Annotated in this window: 16 protein-coding genes; 10 read left to right on the plus strand and 6 right to left on the minus strand. The window is 63.5% G+C overall.

The genetic code is table 11. The features are described 5' to 3' along the window. Position 1: 1 nt before the first annotated feature. The 6 genes from AC56DV_RS09900 (at position 2) to AC56DV_RS09925 (ending at position 7,902) form a co-directional block, all read left to right on the plus strand. Complete coding sequence (locus AC56DV_RS09900) at positions 2-1,564, plus strand: FGGY-family carbohydrate kinase (protein WP_496314118.1); 1,563 nt, start codon at positions 2-4, stop codon at positions 1,562-1,564. A gap of 79 nt (positions 1,565-1,643) precedes the next feature. Then, a complete protein-coding gene (locus AC56DV_RS09905; RefSeq protein WP_496314119.1) occupies positions 1,644-4,571 on the plus strand; it encodes a type VI secretion system Vgr family protein in 2,928 nt (975 codons plus the stop codon). Then, on the plus strand, positions 4,568-5,791 hold the full coding sequence (locus tag AC56DV_RS09910) for a hypothetical protein (RefSeq protein ID WP_496314120.1): 1,224 nt from the start codon (positions 4,568-4,570) through the stop codon (positions 5,789-5,791). Before AC56DV_RS09905 ends, AC56DV_RS09910 begins: the two co-directional genes overlap by 4 nt. A gap of 16 nt (positions 5,792-5,807) precedes the next feature. Then, a complete protein-coding gene (locus tag AC56DV_RS09915) occupies positions 5,808-6,491 on the plus strand; it encodes an AHH domain-containing protein (protein ID WP_496314121.1) in 684 nt (227 codons plus the stop codon). A 2-nt stretch (positions 6,492-6,493) separates the two neighbouring features. Further along, on the plus strand, positions 6,494-7,105 hold the full coding sequence (locus AC56DV_RS09920) for an imm11 family protein (RefSeq protein WP_496314122.1): 612 nt from the start codon (positions 6,494-6,496) through the stop codon (positions 7,103-7,105). A 368-nt stretch (positions 7,106-7,473) separates the two neighbouring features. After that, complete coding sequence (locus AC56DV_RS09925; RefSeq protein WP_496314123.1) at positions 7,474-7,902, plus strand: hypothetical protein; 429 nt, start codon at positions 7,474-7,476, stop codon at positions 7,900-7,902. Between the two features lie 296 nt (positions 7,903-8,198). On the opposite strand, the gene AC56DV_RS09930 is transcribed toward AC56DV_RS09925, so the two are convergent. Next, the gene (locus AC56DV_RS09930; RefSeq protein WP_496314124.1) at positions 8,199-8,867 is read right to left on the minus strand and encodes a Crp/Fnr family transcriptional regulator; all 669 of its coding nucleotides are present in this window, start codon (positions 8,865-8,867) and stop codon (positions 8,199-8,201) included. Between the two features lie 77 nt (positions 8,868-8,944). Here AC56DV_RS09930 and AC56DV_RS09935 point away from each other — a divergent pair, with 77 nt between their 5' ends. The 4 genes from AC56DV_RS09935 to AC56DV_RS09950 all read left to right on the plus strand — a co-directional run bounded on the left by AC56DV_RS09935 (position 8,945) and on the right by AC56DV_RS09950 (position 11,271). Continuing rightward, entirely contained in the window at positions 8,945-9,700 is a 756-nt protein-coding gene (locus AC56DV_RS09935; RefSeq protein WP_496314125.1) for a class II aldolase/adducin family protein, read from the plus strand. Positions 9,701-9,762: 62 nt separating this feature from the next. Continuing rightward, a complete protein-coding gene (locus tag AC56DV_RS09940) occupies positions 9,763-10,653 on the plus strand; it encodes a bile acid:sodium symporter family protein (protein ID WP_496314126.1) in 891 nt (296 codons plus the stop codon). Between the two features lie 37 nt (positions 10,654-10,690). Beyond that, complete coding sequence (locus AC56DV_RS09945) at positions 10,691-10,972, plus strand: CopG family transcriptional regulator (protein ID WP_496314127.1); 282 nt, start codon at positions 10,691-10,693, stop codon at positions 10,970-10,972. A gap of 2 nt (positions 10,973-10,974) precedes the next feature. Beyond that, a complete protein-coding gene (locus AC56DV_RS09950; protein ID WP_496314128.1) occupies positions 10,975-11,271 on the plus strand; it encodes a type II toxin-antitoxin system RelE/ParE family toxin in 297 nt (98 codons plus the stop codon). Here AC56DV_RS09950 and AC56DV_RS09955 read toward each other — a convergent pair. The 5 genes from AC56DV_RS09955 to AC56DV_RS09975 form a co-directional block, all read right to left on the minus strand. Next, entirely contained in the window at positions 11,268-12,626 is a 1,359-nt protein-coding gene (locus tag AC56DV_RS09955; RefSeq protein ID WP_496314129.1) for a diguanylate cyclase, read from the minus strand. The genes AC56DV_RS09950 and AC56DV_RS09955 overlap by 4 nt on opposite strands. Before the next feature lie 280 nt (positions 12,627-12,906). After that, on the minus strand, positions 12,907-14,100 hold the full coding sequence (locus AC56DV_RS09960; RefSeq protein WP_496314130.1) for an aminotransferase-like domain-containing protein: 1,194 nt from the start codon (positions 14,098-14,100) through the stop codon (positions 12,907-12,909). A 109-nt stretch (positions 14,101-14,209) separates the two neighbouring features. Continuing rightward, a complete protein-coding gene (locus tag AC56DV_RS09965; RefSeq protein WP_496314131.1) occupies positions 14,210-14,671 on the minus strand; it encodes a RidA family protein in 462 nt (153 codons plus the stop codon). A gap of 77 nt (positions 14,672-14,748) precedes the next feature. Continuing rightward, on the minus strand, positions 14,749-15,684 hold the full coding sequence (locus tag AC56DV_RS09970) for a DMT family transporter (protein WP_496314132.1): 936 nt from the start codon (positions 15,682-15,684) through the stop codon (positions 14,749-14,751). A 1-nt stretch (position 15,685) separates the two neighbouring features. Next, positions 15,686-16,660: a threonine dehydratase gene (locus tag AC56DV_RS09975; protein WP_496314133.1), complete on the minus strand. Its 975-nt coding sequence runs from the start codon at positions 16,658-16,660 to the stop codon at positions 15,686-15,688. Positions 16,661-16,724: the final 64 nt, after the last annotated feature.

Raw genomic sequence — 16,724 nt, forward strand, 5'->3', positions numbered from 1 at the left:
CATGTCCGGACCCTACATCCTTTCTATCGACAACGGTACCCAAAGCGTGCGCGCCTTGCTGTTCGACCTTGACGGCAACCTCGCCGCCAAGGCGCAAGTCCATCTCCAGCCTTACTACTCGGATCACCCCGGCTGGGCCGAACACAAGGCGGACGGGTACTGGAACGCCGTCTGCATCGCCTGCCAGCGCCTGTGGCAAGACGCCGGCATCGACCGCGCGCTAGTGAAAGGCGTGGCCGTCACCACGCAGCGCGGCACCGTCATCAACGTGGACAAGGACGGCAAGCCGCTGCGGCCCGCCATCACCTGGCTGGACCAGCGCCGCACCGGCACCGTGCCGCCGATAGGCCCGCTGTGGAAAGCGGCCTTCAAGCTGGCGCGCGTGGAAGGCACCATCAACTACTTCCGGCGCGAAGCGGAAGTGAACTGGATCGCCGCCCATCAGCCGGACATCTGGGCGCAGACCAGCAAAGTGCTGCTGCTGTCCGGCTACCTGAACTTCCGCCTGTGCAGCCGCTACGTGGACTCCACCGGCTCGCAGGTGGCCTACCTGCCGTTCGACTACAAGGGCCACAAGTGGGCTGGCGCGCGCGACTGGAAATGGCAGGCGCTGGCGGTGCGGCGCGGCATGTTGCCCGAGCTGGTGCAGCCCGGCACCGTGATCGGCGCCATCACGGCCGAAGCCGCGCTGGCGACCGGCATCCCGGAAGGCACGCCGCTGGTGGCCGCAGCCGCCGACAAGGCCTGCGAAGTGATCGGCGCCGGCTGCCTGGAGCCGCACATCGGCTGCCTCAGTTTCGGCACCACCGCCACCATCAATACCACCAACACCAGGTACATCGAAGTGACGCCCTTCATCCCGCCGTACCCGGCGGCGGTGCCGGGCGCTTACAGCACCGAAGTGCAGATCTTCCGTGGCTACTGGATGGTGAACTGGTTCAAGGAGCAGTTCGGCCACCTGGAACAAGCCACCGCCACGGAGAAGGGCACGCCGCCCGAAGCGCTGTTCGACAAGCTGGTGAACGCCGTGCCGCCCGGCTCCATGGGCCTGATGCTGCAGCCATACTGGAGCCCCGGCATCAAGGTGCCCGGGCCGGAAGCGAAGGGCGCCATGATAGGCTTCGGCGACGTCCACACGCGCGCCCATATGTACCGGGCCATCCTGGAAGGGCTGGCCTACGCGCTGCGCGAAGGCACGGAGCGCATCCAGAAGCGCAGCGGCGTGCCGGTGACGGAACTGCGCATCGCAGGCGGCGGCTCGCAAAGCGACGCGGCCATGCAGCTCTCTGCCGATATCTTCGGCCTGCCCGCCGCGCGCGCCCACCTGTACGAAACCTCCGGCCTGGGCGCCGCCATCTGCGCCGCCGCCGGCCTGGGCCTGCACGCCGACTTCGCCGCCGCCATCAAGGCCATGACGCGCCCGGGCCGCGTGTTCCATCCGATCGAGGCCAACCGCAAGACCTACGAGCAGTTGTACCAGCGCGTCTACCTGAAAATGTACAAGCGCCTGCAGCCGATGTACCAAGAGATCGCCGACATCACGGGCTACCCTGAAGCACTGTAGCGCGCGCACGCGTCAAATGTGCGGCAAGAAACTGTTGAATATAGTAAATTGCCAAATATTCAATATCTCTCAATGAAACATGCAAGCTGCAATTGCGCAAATTTCCGCCGCGCTGGCGCAATATTCAAGTGAAAGCCGTCTTTACGCCCTGATGCTGGAGGATGGACCGGAGCTGCTGGTCGAGGCCTTTACCGCCGACGACGAACTGCAAGGCACCGGCCCGCGCGACGTGATCGTGCTGTCCACCGACGCCCACCTTCAGGCCGCAGCCCTGCTGGGCCGGTCCGCGACCCTGGAACTGAGCCTGGCCGACGGCACCCGCACCCGCTTCAGCGGCGACGTGACGCAAATGGCCGCGCTGGGCAGCAACGGCGGCTTTGCCCGCTACCGGCTGCGGCTCACGCACTGGGTGTGGCGCCTGGGCCAGGTGCGCAACAGCCGCGTGTGGCAGGACAGGAGCGTGCTGGAGATTGTCGACGAAGTGTTCTGCGCCTACCAGCCGCTGGCGCGCTGGCGCTGGAGCGACGAGGCCGCGCCATTCATGGCCGACGCCGTCCCGCGCAGCTACTGCTGCCAGTACCGCGAAAGCGACCTGGCCTTCATCGAACGCCTGCTGGCTGAAGAAGGCCTGGCGTGGCGCTTCGAACAGGACGACGAAGGCGCGCAGATGGTGCTGTTTGCCGACAGCAGCCAGCGCTGCGCCGTGCCGGAAGACGCCAGCAGCGAGGCCTCCGGCGGCATCCGCTTCCACGGCGCCCGCGTGGGCGAACAGCAGGACACGATCCAGGCGCTGCAGGCCAGCCGCGCGGCCTGCGTCTCCATCACCACCTTGCTCAGCTACGACTACAAGGCCAAGCGCGCCGTCGGCGCCAGCGCCATGTCGCGCATGAAAACGGCGGGGTTGCTGGCGCTGGAAAACTACGACGCGCCCGGCCAGTACCACTACGCCAGCGGCGCCCAGGCGCAGCGCTACGCCGACTTGCAGATGCAGGCCCGCGAGGCGCGCAGCCATCTCTGGCGCGGCCGCTCCACCGTGCGCACGCTGCGCGCGGGCAGCTGCGTCACCGTGACGCAAGGCCCGCTTCAAACTGGCGATGCGGAACCCGTCTACACCATGCTGCGAGTGCGCAGCGTCGGCGTGAACAACCTGCCGCTGCCCGCCGTGCAGGCGCTGGCCGAACTGTTCGGCCCCGTCCCCGAACTGCTGCTTGAAGCGGTGCCGCCGGATTCCGCCGGCGACTACGAGCAGACCATCGCGCAAGCGATCAGCAGCGGCTACGCCAACAGCTTTGACGCCATCGCCAACGAGCTGCCATGGCGTCCGCTGCTGCAGGGCAGCGGCGGCCGCAGCCACCCGCGTCCCACCGCCGGCGGCGCGCAAAGCGCCATCGTGGTCGGCCCCGACGGCAGTGACAGCCCGAACGGCGTGGACGAAATCCACTGCGACCGCCTTGGGCGCGTGCGTATCCGCTTCCACTGGCAGGACAGCGGCGACGCCACCTGCTGGGTGCGTGTGGCGCAGCGCTCGGCCGGCGGCGGCATGGGCAGCCAGTTCTTGCCGCGCATCGGCCAGGAAGTGCTGGTGCAGTTTTTGGAAAACGACATCGACCGCCCCATCATCGTCGGCGCGCTGTACAACGGCCAGGGCGAAGGCGGCGTGGCGCGCACGCCGGGCGGCCAGCCGGAGCAGTGCAGTGCCGCGCAACCCTTCGGCAAGGCCCATGACCATGCTGTATCCGGCCAGGGCAACCTCGCCGGCGGCCACAGTCCGCTGTGGCACGGCGCCTCGGCCGACAGTGCCGGCCACCGCAGCAACGCCGCGCAATGGGGCGTGCGCAGCAAGGAGTTCGGCGGCAGCGGCTACAACCAGCTGCTGTTCGACGACACCGACGCGCAAGGCCGCATCCAGCTCAAAAGCAGCCACGCCGCCACCGAGCTGACGCTTGGCCACTTGGTGCACAACGCGGACAACTACCGTGGCAGCCTGCGCGGCCAGGGCGCCGAGTTGCGCACCGATGCCTATGGCGCCGTGCGCGCCGGCGCCGGTCTGCTGGTGAGCAGCTACGGCCTGTCCCACGCGGCCGGCGCGCGCGAACCGGTGGGCGACAACGCCGCCGGTATCGCGCTGATGAAGCAGGCGGCCAAGCTGGGCGAGACCTTCAGCGACGCGGCCAAGAAGCACGAGACCGTGGCGCTGGCCAGCCACATCGGCCCCGCCAAGGCCGCATCCAGCACGCTGGACGACAAGGCCGCGCCGCTGCCCGCCATGCTCACCGCCGTCTCCGGCATGGTGGCAAACGACGCGCTCGACGCCGCCAAGGCCGACGCCGCCGACAAGTCCATCGCCCCCGCCGACAGCAAACTGCCCCACAGCACGGACGCCGTGATCGCCATCTCCGCCAAAGCCGGGCTGGGCGTGACGGCGGGCCAGGATCTGCAATGGGCCAACGGCGAGACCGCCACCGTGATGAGCGGCGCCGACACGCAGTTCACCACCGGCGGCCAACTGCGCGTGCATAGCCAGCAAGCCATCGGCGTGCTGGGCGGCGCGGTGGCGGCGGGAGAGGGCGGCATCGGCATGCAGCTGACCGCCGCGAAGGATGCGATCGACGTGCAGGCGCAGGCAGACATCCTGAAGGTGCAGGCGCGCGACGACATCCAGCTCACCAGTGTCGGCGCGCATGTGGATTGGGCGGCGGCGAAGCGCATCACGCTGTCCACCGCCGGCGGTGCCAGCATCACCATCGATGGCGGAAATATCACCGTTCAGGGGCCGGGCAAGATCGTTATCCATGCGGGGAAGAAGAGCTTTAGTGGCCCCGCGCGTGCAGCATACCTGTTACCTGTCCTTCCCAAGGCTGAGAACACTTGGGTCGAGATTCAGGCCCAGTACGATGACGCCTGGAATACACCGTGGCCGTTAGCAAAACTTAAATTTAAGGTCGATGGCAGCGATATTGCGGCAGGAGTACAGATCAATTCCGCAACACGGCGAGCAAAAGCATGAGTAGTCCTTCATCTGAAGTTAAACGGCTAGCGGTGCCCAACGACGGTGGCGTGTTGGTCACAACCGACTCCACCATTACGGAAAAGGAGATTGCTGAGGAGCGCGAGAGCATAGTACTTCGGCTTCACGCGGCCTACTTGAACTTGAGCGACCAGATGAGCGAGTTTCAAAGCCAGTGGGACGAGAATCCTGCATTGGCCTTCGTTATCAGCGCACGAGAAGGTTGGAGCGCTGGTGGTGCCGACTGGCTCAGCGATCAGGCAGAATTGTTTGAGGCTAAACTGTGGATCGACTTGGGCGGCAAGATTAGAGATGCGGCTGGTACTGCATACGATCGCCTTGCCGGCTATGGCAAACAGCGCTATACCGCGTTGCACGAAGAGCTGAGCAAACATATTGAACATCCTGACGATACGCTGTACAACTGGGCTTGGTGGCAGAGGGCGATTGAGCAAAAAGCAGGCGATCTGACAAGGGAACAAATCGCGCGGCTAGGGGGCGCCCGACAGTCTATTGAAACGACGGCCAAGTCGGTGCTGGAAAGTGCGGCGAAGGCGCAAAAAATTTATCAACACCGTGAAGCAATTCTCAATCTGCCAATATTGATCGCCAATGGCGAACCTCGTCCAATTCAGGCATTCGTAGACACAGTATTGGCCGACATCGATCCGGCGCTTGCGAAGGCAATCCGTAACGATCCGAATTTTGCTGTGGTTTTGGAGATCATTGCCGACCACGACAGCGCGCTGAGCTATTTGTCCTATGTCGGCCTGATGCTTGAAGCCATTCCGCCCAATTTTTATGCCTATGTGGCGGGCAAAGGCAGTGCTTACCTGATGATCGAAGTGGTTCTACTTATCGTGACCGCGTTGCTGAGCGCTGGAGCGGCTGCGGCGGCGAGGATCTCGATGCTGATTGCGAGGTTTGCCGCAGCAGGAGTCAAGGTGGCCACGGCCAATCGGCGCCTTAGGCGTGCCAAAGCGGCAATCGACGCGTTCGTTCGCACTCTCAGCGATTTGTCCCAAGCGGTAGATGATTTGCACAATCTAGGTGCGAAACTGGTGCAGGCGCGCAGCAAAAACCTGGTGGTGAAAGGAAGTACCAAGTCCACGTTACAAGCTAGAAAAACGGCGATCAAGCGAAACAAGAAATGCAGGTTATGTGGTAGCGCCGAGCATACTACTCCGCGCCGCAGGCCAGGCAACGTCGAATACGATTAACTCTCTCACCATAGCAATGACCATCACACTCGGAAAATCAGCCAAGGACAGCAAGTACCTGAAGCGGATCAAAGACGCGATTGAAGGGGATGATACTCATCCGCGCAATAACGGCGTCTTAATGCAGGCTCACCATGTGATTTCGGGTGAGGGAATGAAGCGCTCTGGGCTGGGCAAGAAGATCGAAAAATTCGGTTACGATATCAATCTATTACCCAACCTGGTGTTCATTCCCTGCACCTTACAGGGGGCTTGTTACTTGGGCGTGCAGCCGCATCGTGGCAATCACACTGCTAAGGTAGATCAGGATGATTACGATGATGATAGCGAGCCCAAAAGCTATCACGATATCGTTAGCAGAAAAATCGTGGCGTTACAATTGCCCATGGATAAGGCTTGTTCAGGGCGAGACGATGCACGCATTCAGGAAATCCAAGAGAAGCTAGATAGCTTGAGCAAGGATCTCACTAACATGATCCAGCGTAAACCTACCGAAGCGCCTCTGACTAACATTGCCCGCCATTTTTCACCAAGAAATCCCATCGGATGCGGAGGTGTGGACTCGGTGCAATCGCACAAGGGCCTGCAGCACTGCGCCGTCGAGAGGCAGCACCATGGCAACCGTCAGGGTGCTGCGCAAAGAAAAGAAAACATCAAATTCCGGACGGAACAACCTTATAAACTTAAGCCTGGAAGATAGCTATGCAGAATTACGACGAAGATTATTTTTTCATCCGAAAAGAGGACGATGACAGGCTGCCTTCCGTGACGGCCACCGAAGACACTGTGGAGCGTGGCTACACTTATCAGCCTCAGCCTGTGGGCTCAGCGCCCCTGATGTTCTTCAACGGAGCAAAAGACTACGACAAACGCATGGGCATCAAGCCGATCAAGGAGTTGCCGGATATCTTATTTAACGGCAGTTTCCTTTTGGTACGCACGCATATCCGAGATCAACTGATTCAGCTTGAGGTACCTTCGCTTCATATCCACCCCGCAATTTTTATCGGCGATGACGATAAGTGGCACGAGGACTATTGGTTCCTGGCGTTTTCCGAGCGGTTTGATTGCTGGGACAGAGAACGATCTGAACATGAGGAAGAGGCGCTGGAATTGGGCGGCTTCAAGATGCATAGCATGTACACCTACAGCCTAAACAGGGAATTGCTGGACAGTGTGCCACTGGCGCACCGTCTGTTCTTCCAAATGGGTGGAACTCAGGACGCCTTCGTGGTCTGCCATAAGAGTATTGCAAGCCTGTTTCGCAGCAACACCAAGAATGGCGCGCGCCTCCAGTTGATCAAAGACTATTGATCGAACCCGACAGTTTTGCCTCGTCAGGTGCGTGCGCGCCGTCTAAAGAGTCGCTTGCGCCGCTTCTGCGTTTGGTTGAAGAGCACCCATCATGTTCAGGGGACGGTAATGTTGGCTAATACGATGACGTTGGATTGGCAGCAGAAGGGGTGTCCGGCATGTCGGAAGTTGTGGGAATCCGGGCGGAGGCCACAGGCATTGGCGTTGAATCCGCACCTGCAGACACGCCTCTACCGCTGTGCGGTTTGCGGCAGCTACTGGGAGGAAAACGAGCGCTATGCTGATGTTATGCCTGAGAGTACGGTTCGCGCCGACTATTTCCCATGTCGAACTGAATCGCAGAACGATGTATAGCCACGGAGTTAACATTGAGCACACTTGAGACAGCGATCAAGCTGGCCGTCGACGCCCACCAAGGGCAATTCGACAAAGCGGGCAAACCGTATATTCTGCACCCGCTGCGATTGATGATGCAGTGCGAAACCGAGGCGTTGCAGATTGTCGCGGTGCTGCACGACGTGATTGAAGACTCCGACGTCACGCCGGCCACCTTGCGGAGCTTGGGCTTCGCGGACGAGGTAGTCGGGGCGTTGTCTTGCCTGACCAAGCAAAAAGGCGAGGATTATTTCGCATTCATCTCCCGGGCAATGTCCAATCCGCTCGCACGGCGCGTAAAAGAACTCGATTTGATCGACAATATGGACAGCTCGCGCCTCACCGAATTAGGCGATACGGATGTGGCCCGGATGCGGAAATACATGGCGGCACTGGCGCAGCTGCGGGGCTATCGGGGCTGACCGGGAGCGCCTGTGTATAACCCGGCGCTGCGAGAAAAATGAGCAGGATAACTTTTCCGTTTGAAAACATGGGCTTAGCCCTCGCCGGGAAGGCTTGTTAACAAGCTTGTCCACAGTTTCTGTTAACAAATGAAAGCGACCCCAGCCGTTAAATTTGCGCCATGCCTGTGTATAACTCAACATTGCGCGAATTTTAAGCAGGACAAGTTTTTCCTTTAAAAACAGCTACTTGATGCACGGTGGCCGGGCTTCTTAACATGCTTATCCACAGAATCTGTTAACAAAGTCGGGCCCGCTTAGCCGGCGCTGCGCAGGCGCTCTTCGGACAGCAGTTCGATGCTGCGGTAGCCGATGTGGATCGCCCCCAGTTCCTCCAGCAGCTTCAGCTCTTTCGACAAGGTCTGGCGCGAAATGCCCAGCATCATCGCCAGCGCCTCCTGCGACACGGGAACGCGCGGGCGCACCGAGTTGGCCATGGCCGCGTCGCCGCGCGCCAGCAGCAGCAGGCGGCGCACCACGCGCGCGCGGGTGCTGCGCAAGGTCACGTCCTCCATCATGCTGTACATCATGCGCAGCCGCGTGGCCAGCAGGGACGCCACCGCCCGCGCGAACACCGGCCGCTCCATCAGCGCCTGGAAGGCCTCGTGCGGCAGCACTAGCAGCTCGGACGCGCCGATCGAGGTGGCGTCGTGGGTGCGCGGCAAACTGTCGATCAGCGATATCTCGCCGAACCACGTGCCCGGTTCGATCACGCCGAGGATGGCTTCGCGCCCGTCCTCGCGCAAGGTGGACACTTTCAGCGAGCCGCGCAGCACCGCGTACAGGCCGCCGGGCGGATCGCCCTGGCGGAACAGCATCTCGCTGCGCCGCAGCCGCACCGGTTCGGCGCTGTGCAGCATGGCCCCGCGCAGCTCGGCGGGGAGGGTGGCGAACCAGGGGTTGGCGTCGAGGATGGCGGAAGGCATGCGCCGATTGTAAAGAAATTGACAGTCTCCAGTCCAGTGCATCGCGATACTAGCGCAAACAACACAGGAGACACCGCATGAACATCCCATCCGTACAGCACCTCGTCAGCCCGGAAGAATGGCAGCTGCGCGTCGACCTCGCCGCCTGCTACCGGCTGGTCGCCATGCATGGCTGGAGCGACCTGATCTTCACCCACATCAGCGCCCGCATCCCCGGCCCCGAGCACCACTTCCTCATCAATCCCTACGGCCTGATGTTCGACGAGATCACCGCTTCCTCGCTGGTGAAGGTGGACCAGGACTGCAACAAGCTGATCGACTCCCCCTTCCCGGTGAACCCGGCCGGCTTCGTCATCCACAGCGCGGTGCACGCCGCGCGCGAGGACGCGCAGTGCGTGATCCACACCCATACCCGCGCCGGCGTGGCCGTCAGCGCGCAGAAGTGCGGCGTGCTGCCGATCTCGCAGCAATCGACCTTTGTGCTGGCGTCGCTGGCCTATCACGACTACGAAGGCGTGGCCTTCCGCGACGAGGAAAAGCCGCGCCTGCAGGACGACCTGGGCCGTGCCAACTTCCTCATGCTGCGCAACCACGGCCTGCTCACCTGCGGCAGCACCATCGCCGACACGTTCCTGGCCATGTACATCTTCGAGTCCGCTTGCCAGATCCAGCTGGCCGCGCAGGCGGGCGGCGAACTGGTCCAGGTCCATCCGCAGATCGCGCAAGGCGTGGCCGAAGCCATGCGCGTGCAGACCAGCGGCCTCGGCGGCGCGTTCGCCTGGCCGGCGCTGATACGCAAGCTCGACAAACTCGACGCGGGCTACCGCACCTGATACGCTGAGCGTCCCATAATAATTACAGCGCGCCGCGTCAGGCGGCCGCAGGAGACCAGGCCATGCAAGGCGATATCGTATCCACACTACTGCTGCCGGCGTCGCTGGCGTTCATCATGTTCTCGCTCGGACTCGGGCTCACGCCGGGCGATTTCTCGCGCATCGTCAAGCAGCCGCGCGCGCTGCTGGTGGGCGTGCTGTGCCACTTCGTGCTGCTGCCGCTGGTGTGCTTCGGCATGATCAAGCTGGCCGGGCTGACCGGCGCGTTCGCCATCGGCTTCATGATCCTGGCCGCCTGCCCGACCGGCAGCACCTCCAACCTGCTGACCTACATCGCGCGCGGCGACGTGGCGCTGGCGCTCAGCTTCACGGCCGTGGCCAGCGTGCTCACCATCTTCACCTTGCCGCTGGTGGTCAGCTTCGCGCTGGACCATTTCACCGGCAGCGGGCAGGCCGTATCGGCGCCGGTGGGGCAGATGATGGGGCAGATCTTCCTCATGCTCGGCCTGCCGGTATCGATCGGCATGTTCGTGCGCCACAAGCACACCGCCTGGGCTATCGGCTTCGAGCCGAAAGCGGCCAAGGCGGCGACGCTGCTGTTCGTGATCATCGTGCTGGCGGCGGTGGCCAAGAACTGGGTGCTCCTGCGCGACAACTTCGCCACGCTGGCGCCGTTCGCGGTGTGCCTGAACCTGCTGATGCTGGGCTGCGGCTTCGGCGCCGCCTGGCTGGCGCGCCTGTCGCGCCGGCAGTCGGTCACGCTCGGCATCGAGACGGCGGTGCAGAACGCCACGCTGGCGCTGGTCATCGCCAGCACCATGCTCAAGCAGGACGCCATGGCCATCCCGGGCGCCGTGTACGGCGTGCTGATGTACGCCGGCGGCCTGCTGTTCGCGTTCACCATGCGGCGCTTCACTGCCGAAGAGCCGGCAGCGATCCCGCGCGCCGCGTAGCGCAGGTGTGCTACATTTCTGGATAGCGGAGGTAATCATGTCAACGACAACAATTCGCTTGCCAGACGAACTGAAAGCGCGCGTTGCCAGCGCTGCAGAGCGAACCGGCAAGACGGCTCACGGCTTTATCCTCGAAGCCATCGCGGAAAAGACCGATCAGGAAGAGCAAAAGGCGAGTTTCGATGCAGAGGCCGACGCGCGTTTTGCGAAAATCATCGCGTCCGGCAAGACTATTCCATGGGCCGACATGCGCCAGTATCTTGAAGCGCGCATAGAGGGCAAGCCGGCGCCCCGGCCGGTAGCGAAGAAGCGTGGCTGAATATGGCGCGCGTCGAGCTGGCCGCCGAGATCGCAGAGGACTTCGACCGCATTCTGACTCACCTTGTGCAGTACGAAGCCGGCAATGCCGCTGCCCGTGCCATGGAGATTCTGCAGGCGATTGATGTGCTGGAGCACAGTCCTCTGATAGGCAGGTCCGCGCCCCAAGAAAAACGAGAACTGGTCATTGGGCGCAAAAGCCATGGCTACGTGGCGTTATACCAATACCTCGATGCAATAGACACTGTCTACGTTCTGGCTATACGTAGCCAACGCGAGGCAGGGTATGCCCGCGGTTAGCTGGCGGCGAGGTTCTTGAGGACGTCGCTGGCGGAGGGGCTGGTGACGCTGGACTGGACCTGGTTGCGGCCGCCTTCCTTGGCGGCGTACATGGCGCGGTCGGCGGCGACGAACAGGGCTTCGGTGTTTTCCATCTGGTGCGGGTGGATGGTGGCCACGCCCACGCTCAGCGTGATCCACGGCGAGGTGATCGAACGCGGGTGCGGCAGCTGCAGTGCTTCCACGTGGCAGCGGATCGATTCGGCCAGCGCCAGCGCGGAGTCGGCGTCGGTCTCGGCGAACAGCAGCACGAATTCCTCCCCGCCGTAGCGCGCCGCCAGGTCGGTGGCGCGCAGGGCGTGCGCGTTGATGGCTTGCGCCACCTGCTGCAAGCAGACGTCGCCGGCCGCGTGGCCCAGGCTGTCGTTGTAGAGCTTGAAGTGGTCCACGTCCAGCACCACCAGCGACAGCGGCGAGCCGCTGCGCATGGCGCGCTGCCATTCCTTTTCCAGGAAGGTATCGAAGTGGCGCCGGTTGGCGATCTTGGTCAGCGGGTCCACCATGGCGGCGCGCTGCAGCGCGTCCTCGGACATCTTGTGGTGCGTGATGTCGTGCAGCAGGCCGATGAACAGCGGTTGGCGCATGAACATCGGCGTCAGCGTCAAATCCATGCAGACCGAGGTGCCGAACTTGTGCCGGATGATCACTTCCCGCGTGCCGTGGCTGTGCGCGGTTTCCGGGTTGGCGGCGTAGCGCGCGAAGTAGTCCAGGTATTCCTGCGCCACCATGGGATTGAGCAGGTCGAACACGGTCTTGCTGGCCAGTTCGCCCGGCACGTAGCCCAGGTACTTGTCGCAGGCCGGGTTGGTGAACTGGATGCGGCCGTCCGGCTCGATGATGAGCAGGCCTTCGGCCATGGAGTTGACGATGGTGCGCAGCCGCTCGGCCTGCTCCTGCTGGGTTTCCGTGTTCATGCGGATTTTCAGCTGGGTGCGCACGCGGGCGCACACTTCGGCCAGGCGCAGCGGCTTGCCGATGTAGTCCACGCCGCCCGTGTCGAAGCCGGCCACCACGTCTTCCGCCTCGTTCTTGGCGCTCATGAAGATGATGGGGATGCGCGCCGTGAGCGGGTTGGCCTTCAGCTGGCGGCAGGTTTCCAGCCCGTCTATGCCGGGCATCACCACGTCCAGCAGGATCAGGTCCGGGTGCACGCGCTTGGCGATCTGCACCGCGCGCTCGCCCGAGGTGGCGACGAACGTCTGGTAGCCCTGCTCGACCATCATCTTGCGCAGTACGCTCAGATTGGCCGGTGCGTCGTCGACTATCAGGATCGCTGCATCGCGTCGCGGGGAATAGCTGGAACCGCCTGTGGTCATTACTCGTCGCCTGGGTAGAGGGTAACTATCTGTCTAAATCATACCGCTTTGCCAATTCAAATTGTAAAAAAATAAGAGTGGTCGCGAGCGAAAAAAGGGACGAACGTCCGTTATTTTCCGTAATGTTGCTATTGCTGCCATGAAACACCGTAACTTCTGGTAACTTCGGCGATGCGCGAGGCAGTCCATGTTGTTGTTCGGCAACATGATTGTGCGGGAAGGGAGGGAAGCGTGGGCGGCGGACGCGCCCACGCGGTACTACGGGTAGGGCGGCAGCAGCTTACAGGCGCTCAGCGATCAGCTTGCCCAGGATGGCCACGCCGGCGCGGATGCGTTCCGGCGGCACGGTCACGAAGGACAGGCGCAGCGTGTTGGTCTCCGGTTCGTTGGCGTAGAACGGCGAACCCGGCACGAAGGCGACTTTTTGCTTGATGGCTTCGTCCAGCAGCTCCATCGCATTGATGTGCTTGGGCAGGTTCACCCAGATGAACATGCCGCCTTCCGGCTTGGTCCAGGTGGCGCTGGCCGGGAAGTGTTCGGCCATGGCGTCCAGCATGCACTGGCACTGGTCGCCGTACAGGGTGCGGATGGTGGGGATGTGCTGGTCCAGGAAGCCGTCCTTGATCACTTCGTGCACCACCATCTGCGTCAGCTGCGAGGTGTGCAGGTCGGCGGCCTGCTTGGCCAGTTCCAGGCGGCGCACCAGCGCCAGCGGGGCCACCACGTAGCCCAGGCGGATGCCGGGGGTCAGCACCTTGGAGAACGAACCCATGTAGATCACGCCGTCCGGGTTCATGGCCACCATCTTCGGCGCCGGCTCGCCCTTGTAGCTCAGGGCGCCATACGGGTCGTCTTCCACCAGCGGCACGCCGAGGCGGGCGCAGGTTTCCACCAGTTCCAGGCGGCGCTCGACGGACAGGCTGCGGCCGGTCGGGTTCTGGAAGTTCGGCAGCGCGTACAGCAGGCGCGCGCCGGCGGCCACGTTGTTCAGCGACGACGGCACCAGGCCGTGCTCGTCGGTGTCCACCGACACGAAATTCGGGCGGTACACCGAGAACGCCTGCAGCGCGCCCAGGTAGGACGGCGTTTCCACCAGCACTTTGCTGCCTTCGTCCACCAGCACTTTGCCCAGCAGGTCCAGCGCTTGCTGGGAGCCGGAGGTCATCAGCACTTGCTCCGGCACGATCTTGGCGCCGTTCTTGGACAGCGAATCGGCAATCCACTGGCGCAGCGGCAGGTAGCCATCGGTCGGGCCGTACTGCAGGGCCACTTTACCTTGTTCGCGCAGCACCTTGTCGAAGGCCGCCTGCATGCGTTCCACCGGGAAGGTGGCGGGCGAAGGCAGGCCGCCGGCGAAGGAGATGATCTCCGGCTGCTGGGTTACCTTCAGGATCTCGCGGATGAAGGAGCTTTGCATCTGGCTGGCGCGTTCGGAGAACTGCCACTGGAATGGATGGGGGTTTTCGATTTTCATACGGTTGCTCTCAGAGGAAGTCGGCGGACAGCGTCCAGCCGATGAACAAGCGCGCTTGTGGCGGCCGTGAAAGAGCGGCGCCGGGTGGGCGCCGCCTGTATCTTGTAAATTAGGCGATCTCGGCGATCAGTTCAATTTCAACGCACGAGCCGCGCGGAATCTGCGCCACGCCGAAAGCGGAGCGCGCATGCTTGCCGGCGTCGCCGAACACTTCGCCCAGCAGCTCGGAGGCGCCGTTGGTGACCAGGTGCTGTTCGGTGTAGTCGGGGGTGGAGTTCACCAGGCTCATCAGCTTGACGATGCGCTTGACGCGGGTCAGGTCGCCGCCGCAGGCCGCCTGCAGCGTGCCGATCAGGTCGATGGCGATGGCGCGTGCCGCCTGCTGGCCTTCCTCGGTGGTAATGTTCTTGCCCAGCTGGCCTACCCACGGGTTGCCGTCGGCTTTTTTGGCGATGTGGCCGGAGATGAATACCAAGTTGCCGGTTTGCACGTACATGACGTAGGCCGCGACAGGAGCTGCCGGTGGAGCCAGGGTGATATCGAGCGATTTGAGTTTTTCGTAGACGGACATTTTGGTATTCCAGAAAAGTTGCGAAAGTGGCTGCGGGTTGTTTTTATCAGGCCGCGAGACCGATATTGTACGTCTTTCTAGCTGCGGATCTGCATTTTGCGGCCCATAGCAACTACGGAAATAACGGCCAAAGCGAACAGAATATTGCTGAATTCAATACTTTCCCCCAAAACCAGCGCCGCGCCGACGATGGACAGGAAGGGCTGCACCAGCTGCACCTGGCCCACGCGTGCCACCCCGCCCAGCGCCATGCCGCGGTACCAGAAGAAGAATCCGATAAACATGGAGAACACCGACACGTAGGCGAAACCGCCCCAGGCGCGGGCGCCGGCGTGCAGCATGGCGTCCCATTCACCCCACGACTGCCACAGCACCACCGGCAGCACCAGCGGCGCCGAGACCACCAGCGCCCAGCTGATCACCTGCTGCCCGCCCAGGCTCTTGGACAGCTGGCCGCCTTCGGCGTAGCCCATGGCCGCCAGCAGCACCGCGCCGAACACGGCCAGGTCGGCCAGGTGCAGGCTGCCGCCGCTCTGGAACAGGGCGAAGCCGGCCACCAGCGAGGAGCCGAGCAGCGCCATCAGCCAGAAGCCGAGCGACGGCTTTTCATAGCCGCGCAGGGCCGAGAACATGGCGGTGGCCAGCGGCAGCACGCCCACCAGCACCGCGCCGTGCGAGGCCGGCAGCGTGCGCATGGCGATCGAGGTCAGCCAGGGGAAGCCGATCACGCAGCCGAGCGACACCATGGCCAGCTGCGGCAGCGCGGCGCGCGGCGGCAGCGGGGCGCGTCTCCACAGCAGCCACAGGCCGGCCAGCAGCGCCGCCACCAGCGCGCGCCCCAGCGCCACGAAGGACGGCTCGAAGGCCGCCACCGCCATGCGGGTGAAGGGCAGCGTCAGGCTGAAGATGGCCACGCCGGCCAGGCCGAGCAGCATGCCCCTGGTTTCGGCGGACAGGCCGCCGGGCAGGCTGGCGGGCGGCAGGGCGGCGATGACGGGATCCGGATTGGCCATCTCAATCCCCCAGCAGCACGCGGCGGAACAGCTCGGCGTCCACGTTGGCGCCGGTCAGCGGCAGGCCGATCTTGCGGCCGCGCACGCGCTGCTCGTCCTTTAGCTTCATGGCAGCGGCCAGCGCCGCCGCGCCCGCACCTTCAGCCAGGTTGTGCGTGGTGCGGTAGTACAGGCGCATGGCGTGGGCCACGTCGTCGTCGGTCACGCTCACCACGTCGTCCACGAATTCGAAGATCATCTCCAGCGACTGCGCGTCCGGCACGCGGCAGGCCATGCCGTCGGCAATCACGGTGCTCACGTCCGCTTCCACGCTGGCGCGCGCGCGGAACGACAGCTGGTAGGCCGGCGCGTGTTTGGACACCACGCCGATGATGCGCAGGCTGCGTTGCAGCCCCAGCGCCTGGCGCGCCGCGATCGCCGCGCAGATGCCCGAACCCTGGCCGATCGGCACGAACACCGTTTCCAGGTCCGGCTGCGCGCGCAGCAGTTCCAGCCAGCCGCTGGCCACGCCGGCCACCAGGTCCGGGTGGAAGGAGGGCACCATGTGCAGGCCGTCGCGCGCCGCCAGCATCTGCGCGTGTTCGCGCGCGGCCTGGAAGTCGTCGCCGTGCTCGATCAGCTCGGCGCCCAGCGCCCGCATGGCGGCGTTCTTCTCTACGCTGTTGCCGCGCGGGACCACGATGGTGGCGCCCAGCCCGTGCCGCCTCGCCGCGAACGCCAGCGACTGGCCGTGGTTGCCGCGCGTGGCCGAAATGATGCCGGCCAGGCCGGGCTCGCGCTCCGCCAGCGCCTTCATGTACACCAGCCCGCCGCGCACCTTGAACGCGCCGATGGGCGTATGGTTCTCGTGCTTCACCCAGGCTTGCGCACCCAGTGCCGCGTTCAGCAAAGGCCAGGAAAATTGCGGCGTGGCGGGCATGGCGCCGTAAACGGTGGCTGCGGCGGCGTCGAGCTGGGCGAGGGTAGGCAGGTACATGGTTCGCTTTCAAAGGTTGATGATGTATCCTATGTGAGAACACCAGTACAGTGCCGGTACACTT

The sequence above is a fragment of the Massilia sp. BGA-UO-ETr-WB1 genome, assembly GCF_059567845.1.

Coding starts and splice junctions, on each gene's coding strand:
- AC56DV_RS09900 (WP_496314118.1), top strand. CDS start 2: ATGTCCGGACCCTACATCCTTTCTATCGACAACGGTACCCAAAGCGTG.
- AC56DV_RS09965 (WP_496314131.1), bottom strand. CDS start 14,671: ATGTCCGTCTACGAAAAACTCAAATCGCTCGATATCACCCTGGCTCCA.
- AC56DV_RS09975 (WP_496314133.1), bottom strand. CDS start 16,660: ATGTACCTGCCTACCCTCGCCCAGCTCGACGCCGCCGCAGCCACCGTT.
- AC56DV_RS09910 (WP_496314120.1), top strand. CDS start 4,568: ATGAGTAGTCCTTCATCTGAAGTTAAACGGCTAGCGGTGCCCAACGAC.
- AC56DV_RS09930 (WP_496314124.1), bottom strand. CDS start 8,867: ATGCCTTCCGCCATCCTCGACGCCAACCCCTGGTTCGCCACCCTCCCC.
- AC56DV_RS09905 (WP_496314119.1), top strand. CDS start 1,644: ATGCAAGCTGCAATTGCGCAAATTTCCGCCGCGCTGGCGCAATATTCA.
- AC56DV_RS09935 (WP_496314125.1), top strand. CDS start 8,945: ATGAACATCCCATCCGTACAGCACCTCGTCAGCCCGGAAGAATGGCAG.
- AC56DV_RS09960 (WP_496314130.1), bottom strand. CDS start 14,100: ATGAAAATCGAAAACCCCCATCCATTCCAGTGGCAGTTCTCCGAACGC.
- AC56DV_RS09915 (WP_496314121.1), top strand. CDS start 5,808: ATGACCATCACACTCGGAAAATCAGCCAAGGACAGCAAGTACCTGAAG.
- AC56DV_RS09945 (WP_496314127.1), top strand. CDS start 10,691: ATGTCAACGACAACAATTCGCTTGCCAGACGAACTGAAAGCGCGCGTT.
- AC56DV_RS09970 (WP_496314132.1), bottom strand. CDS start 15,684: ATGGCCAATCCGGATCCCGTCATCGCCGCCCTGCCGCCCGCCAGCCTG.
- AC56DV_RS09920 (WP_496314122.1), top strand. CDS start 6,494: ATGCAGAATTACGACGAAGATTATTTTTTCATCCGAAAAGAGGACGAT.
- AC56DV_RS09955 (WP_496314129.1), bottom strand. CDS start 12,626: ATGACCACAGGCGGTTCCAGCTATTCCCCGCGACGCGATGCAGCGATC.
- AC56DV_RS09950 (WP_496314128.1), top strand. CDS start 10,975: ATGGCGCGCGTCGAGCTGGCCGCCGAGATCGCAGAGGACTTCGACCGC.
- AC56DV_RS09940 (WP_496314126.1), top strand. CDS start 9,763: ATGCAAGGCGATATCGTATCCACACTACTGCTGCCGGCGTCGCTGGCG.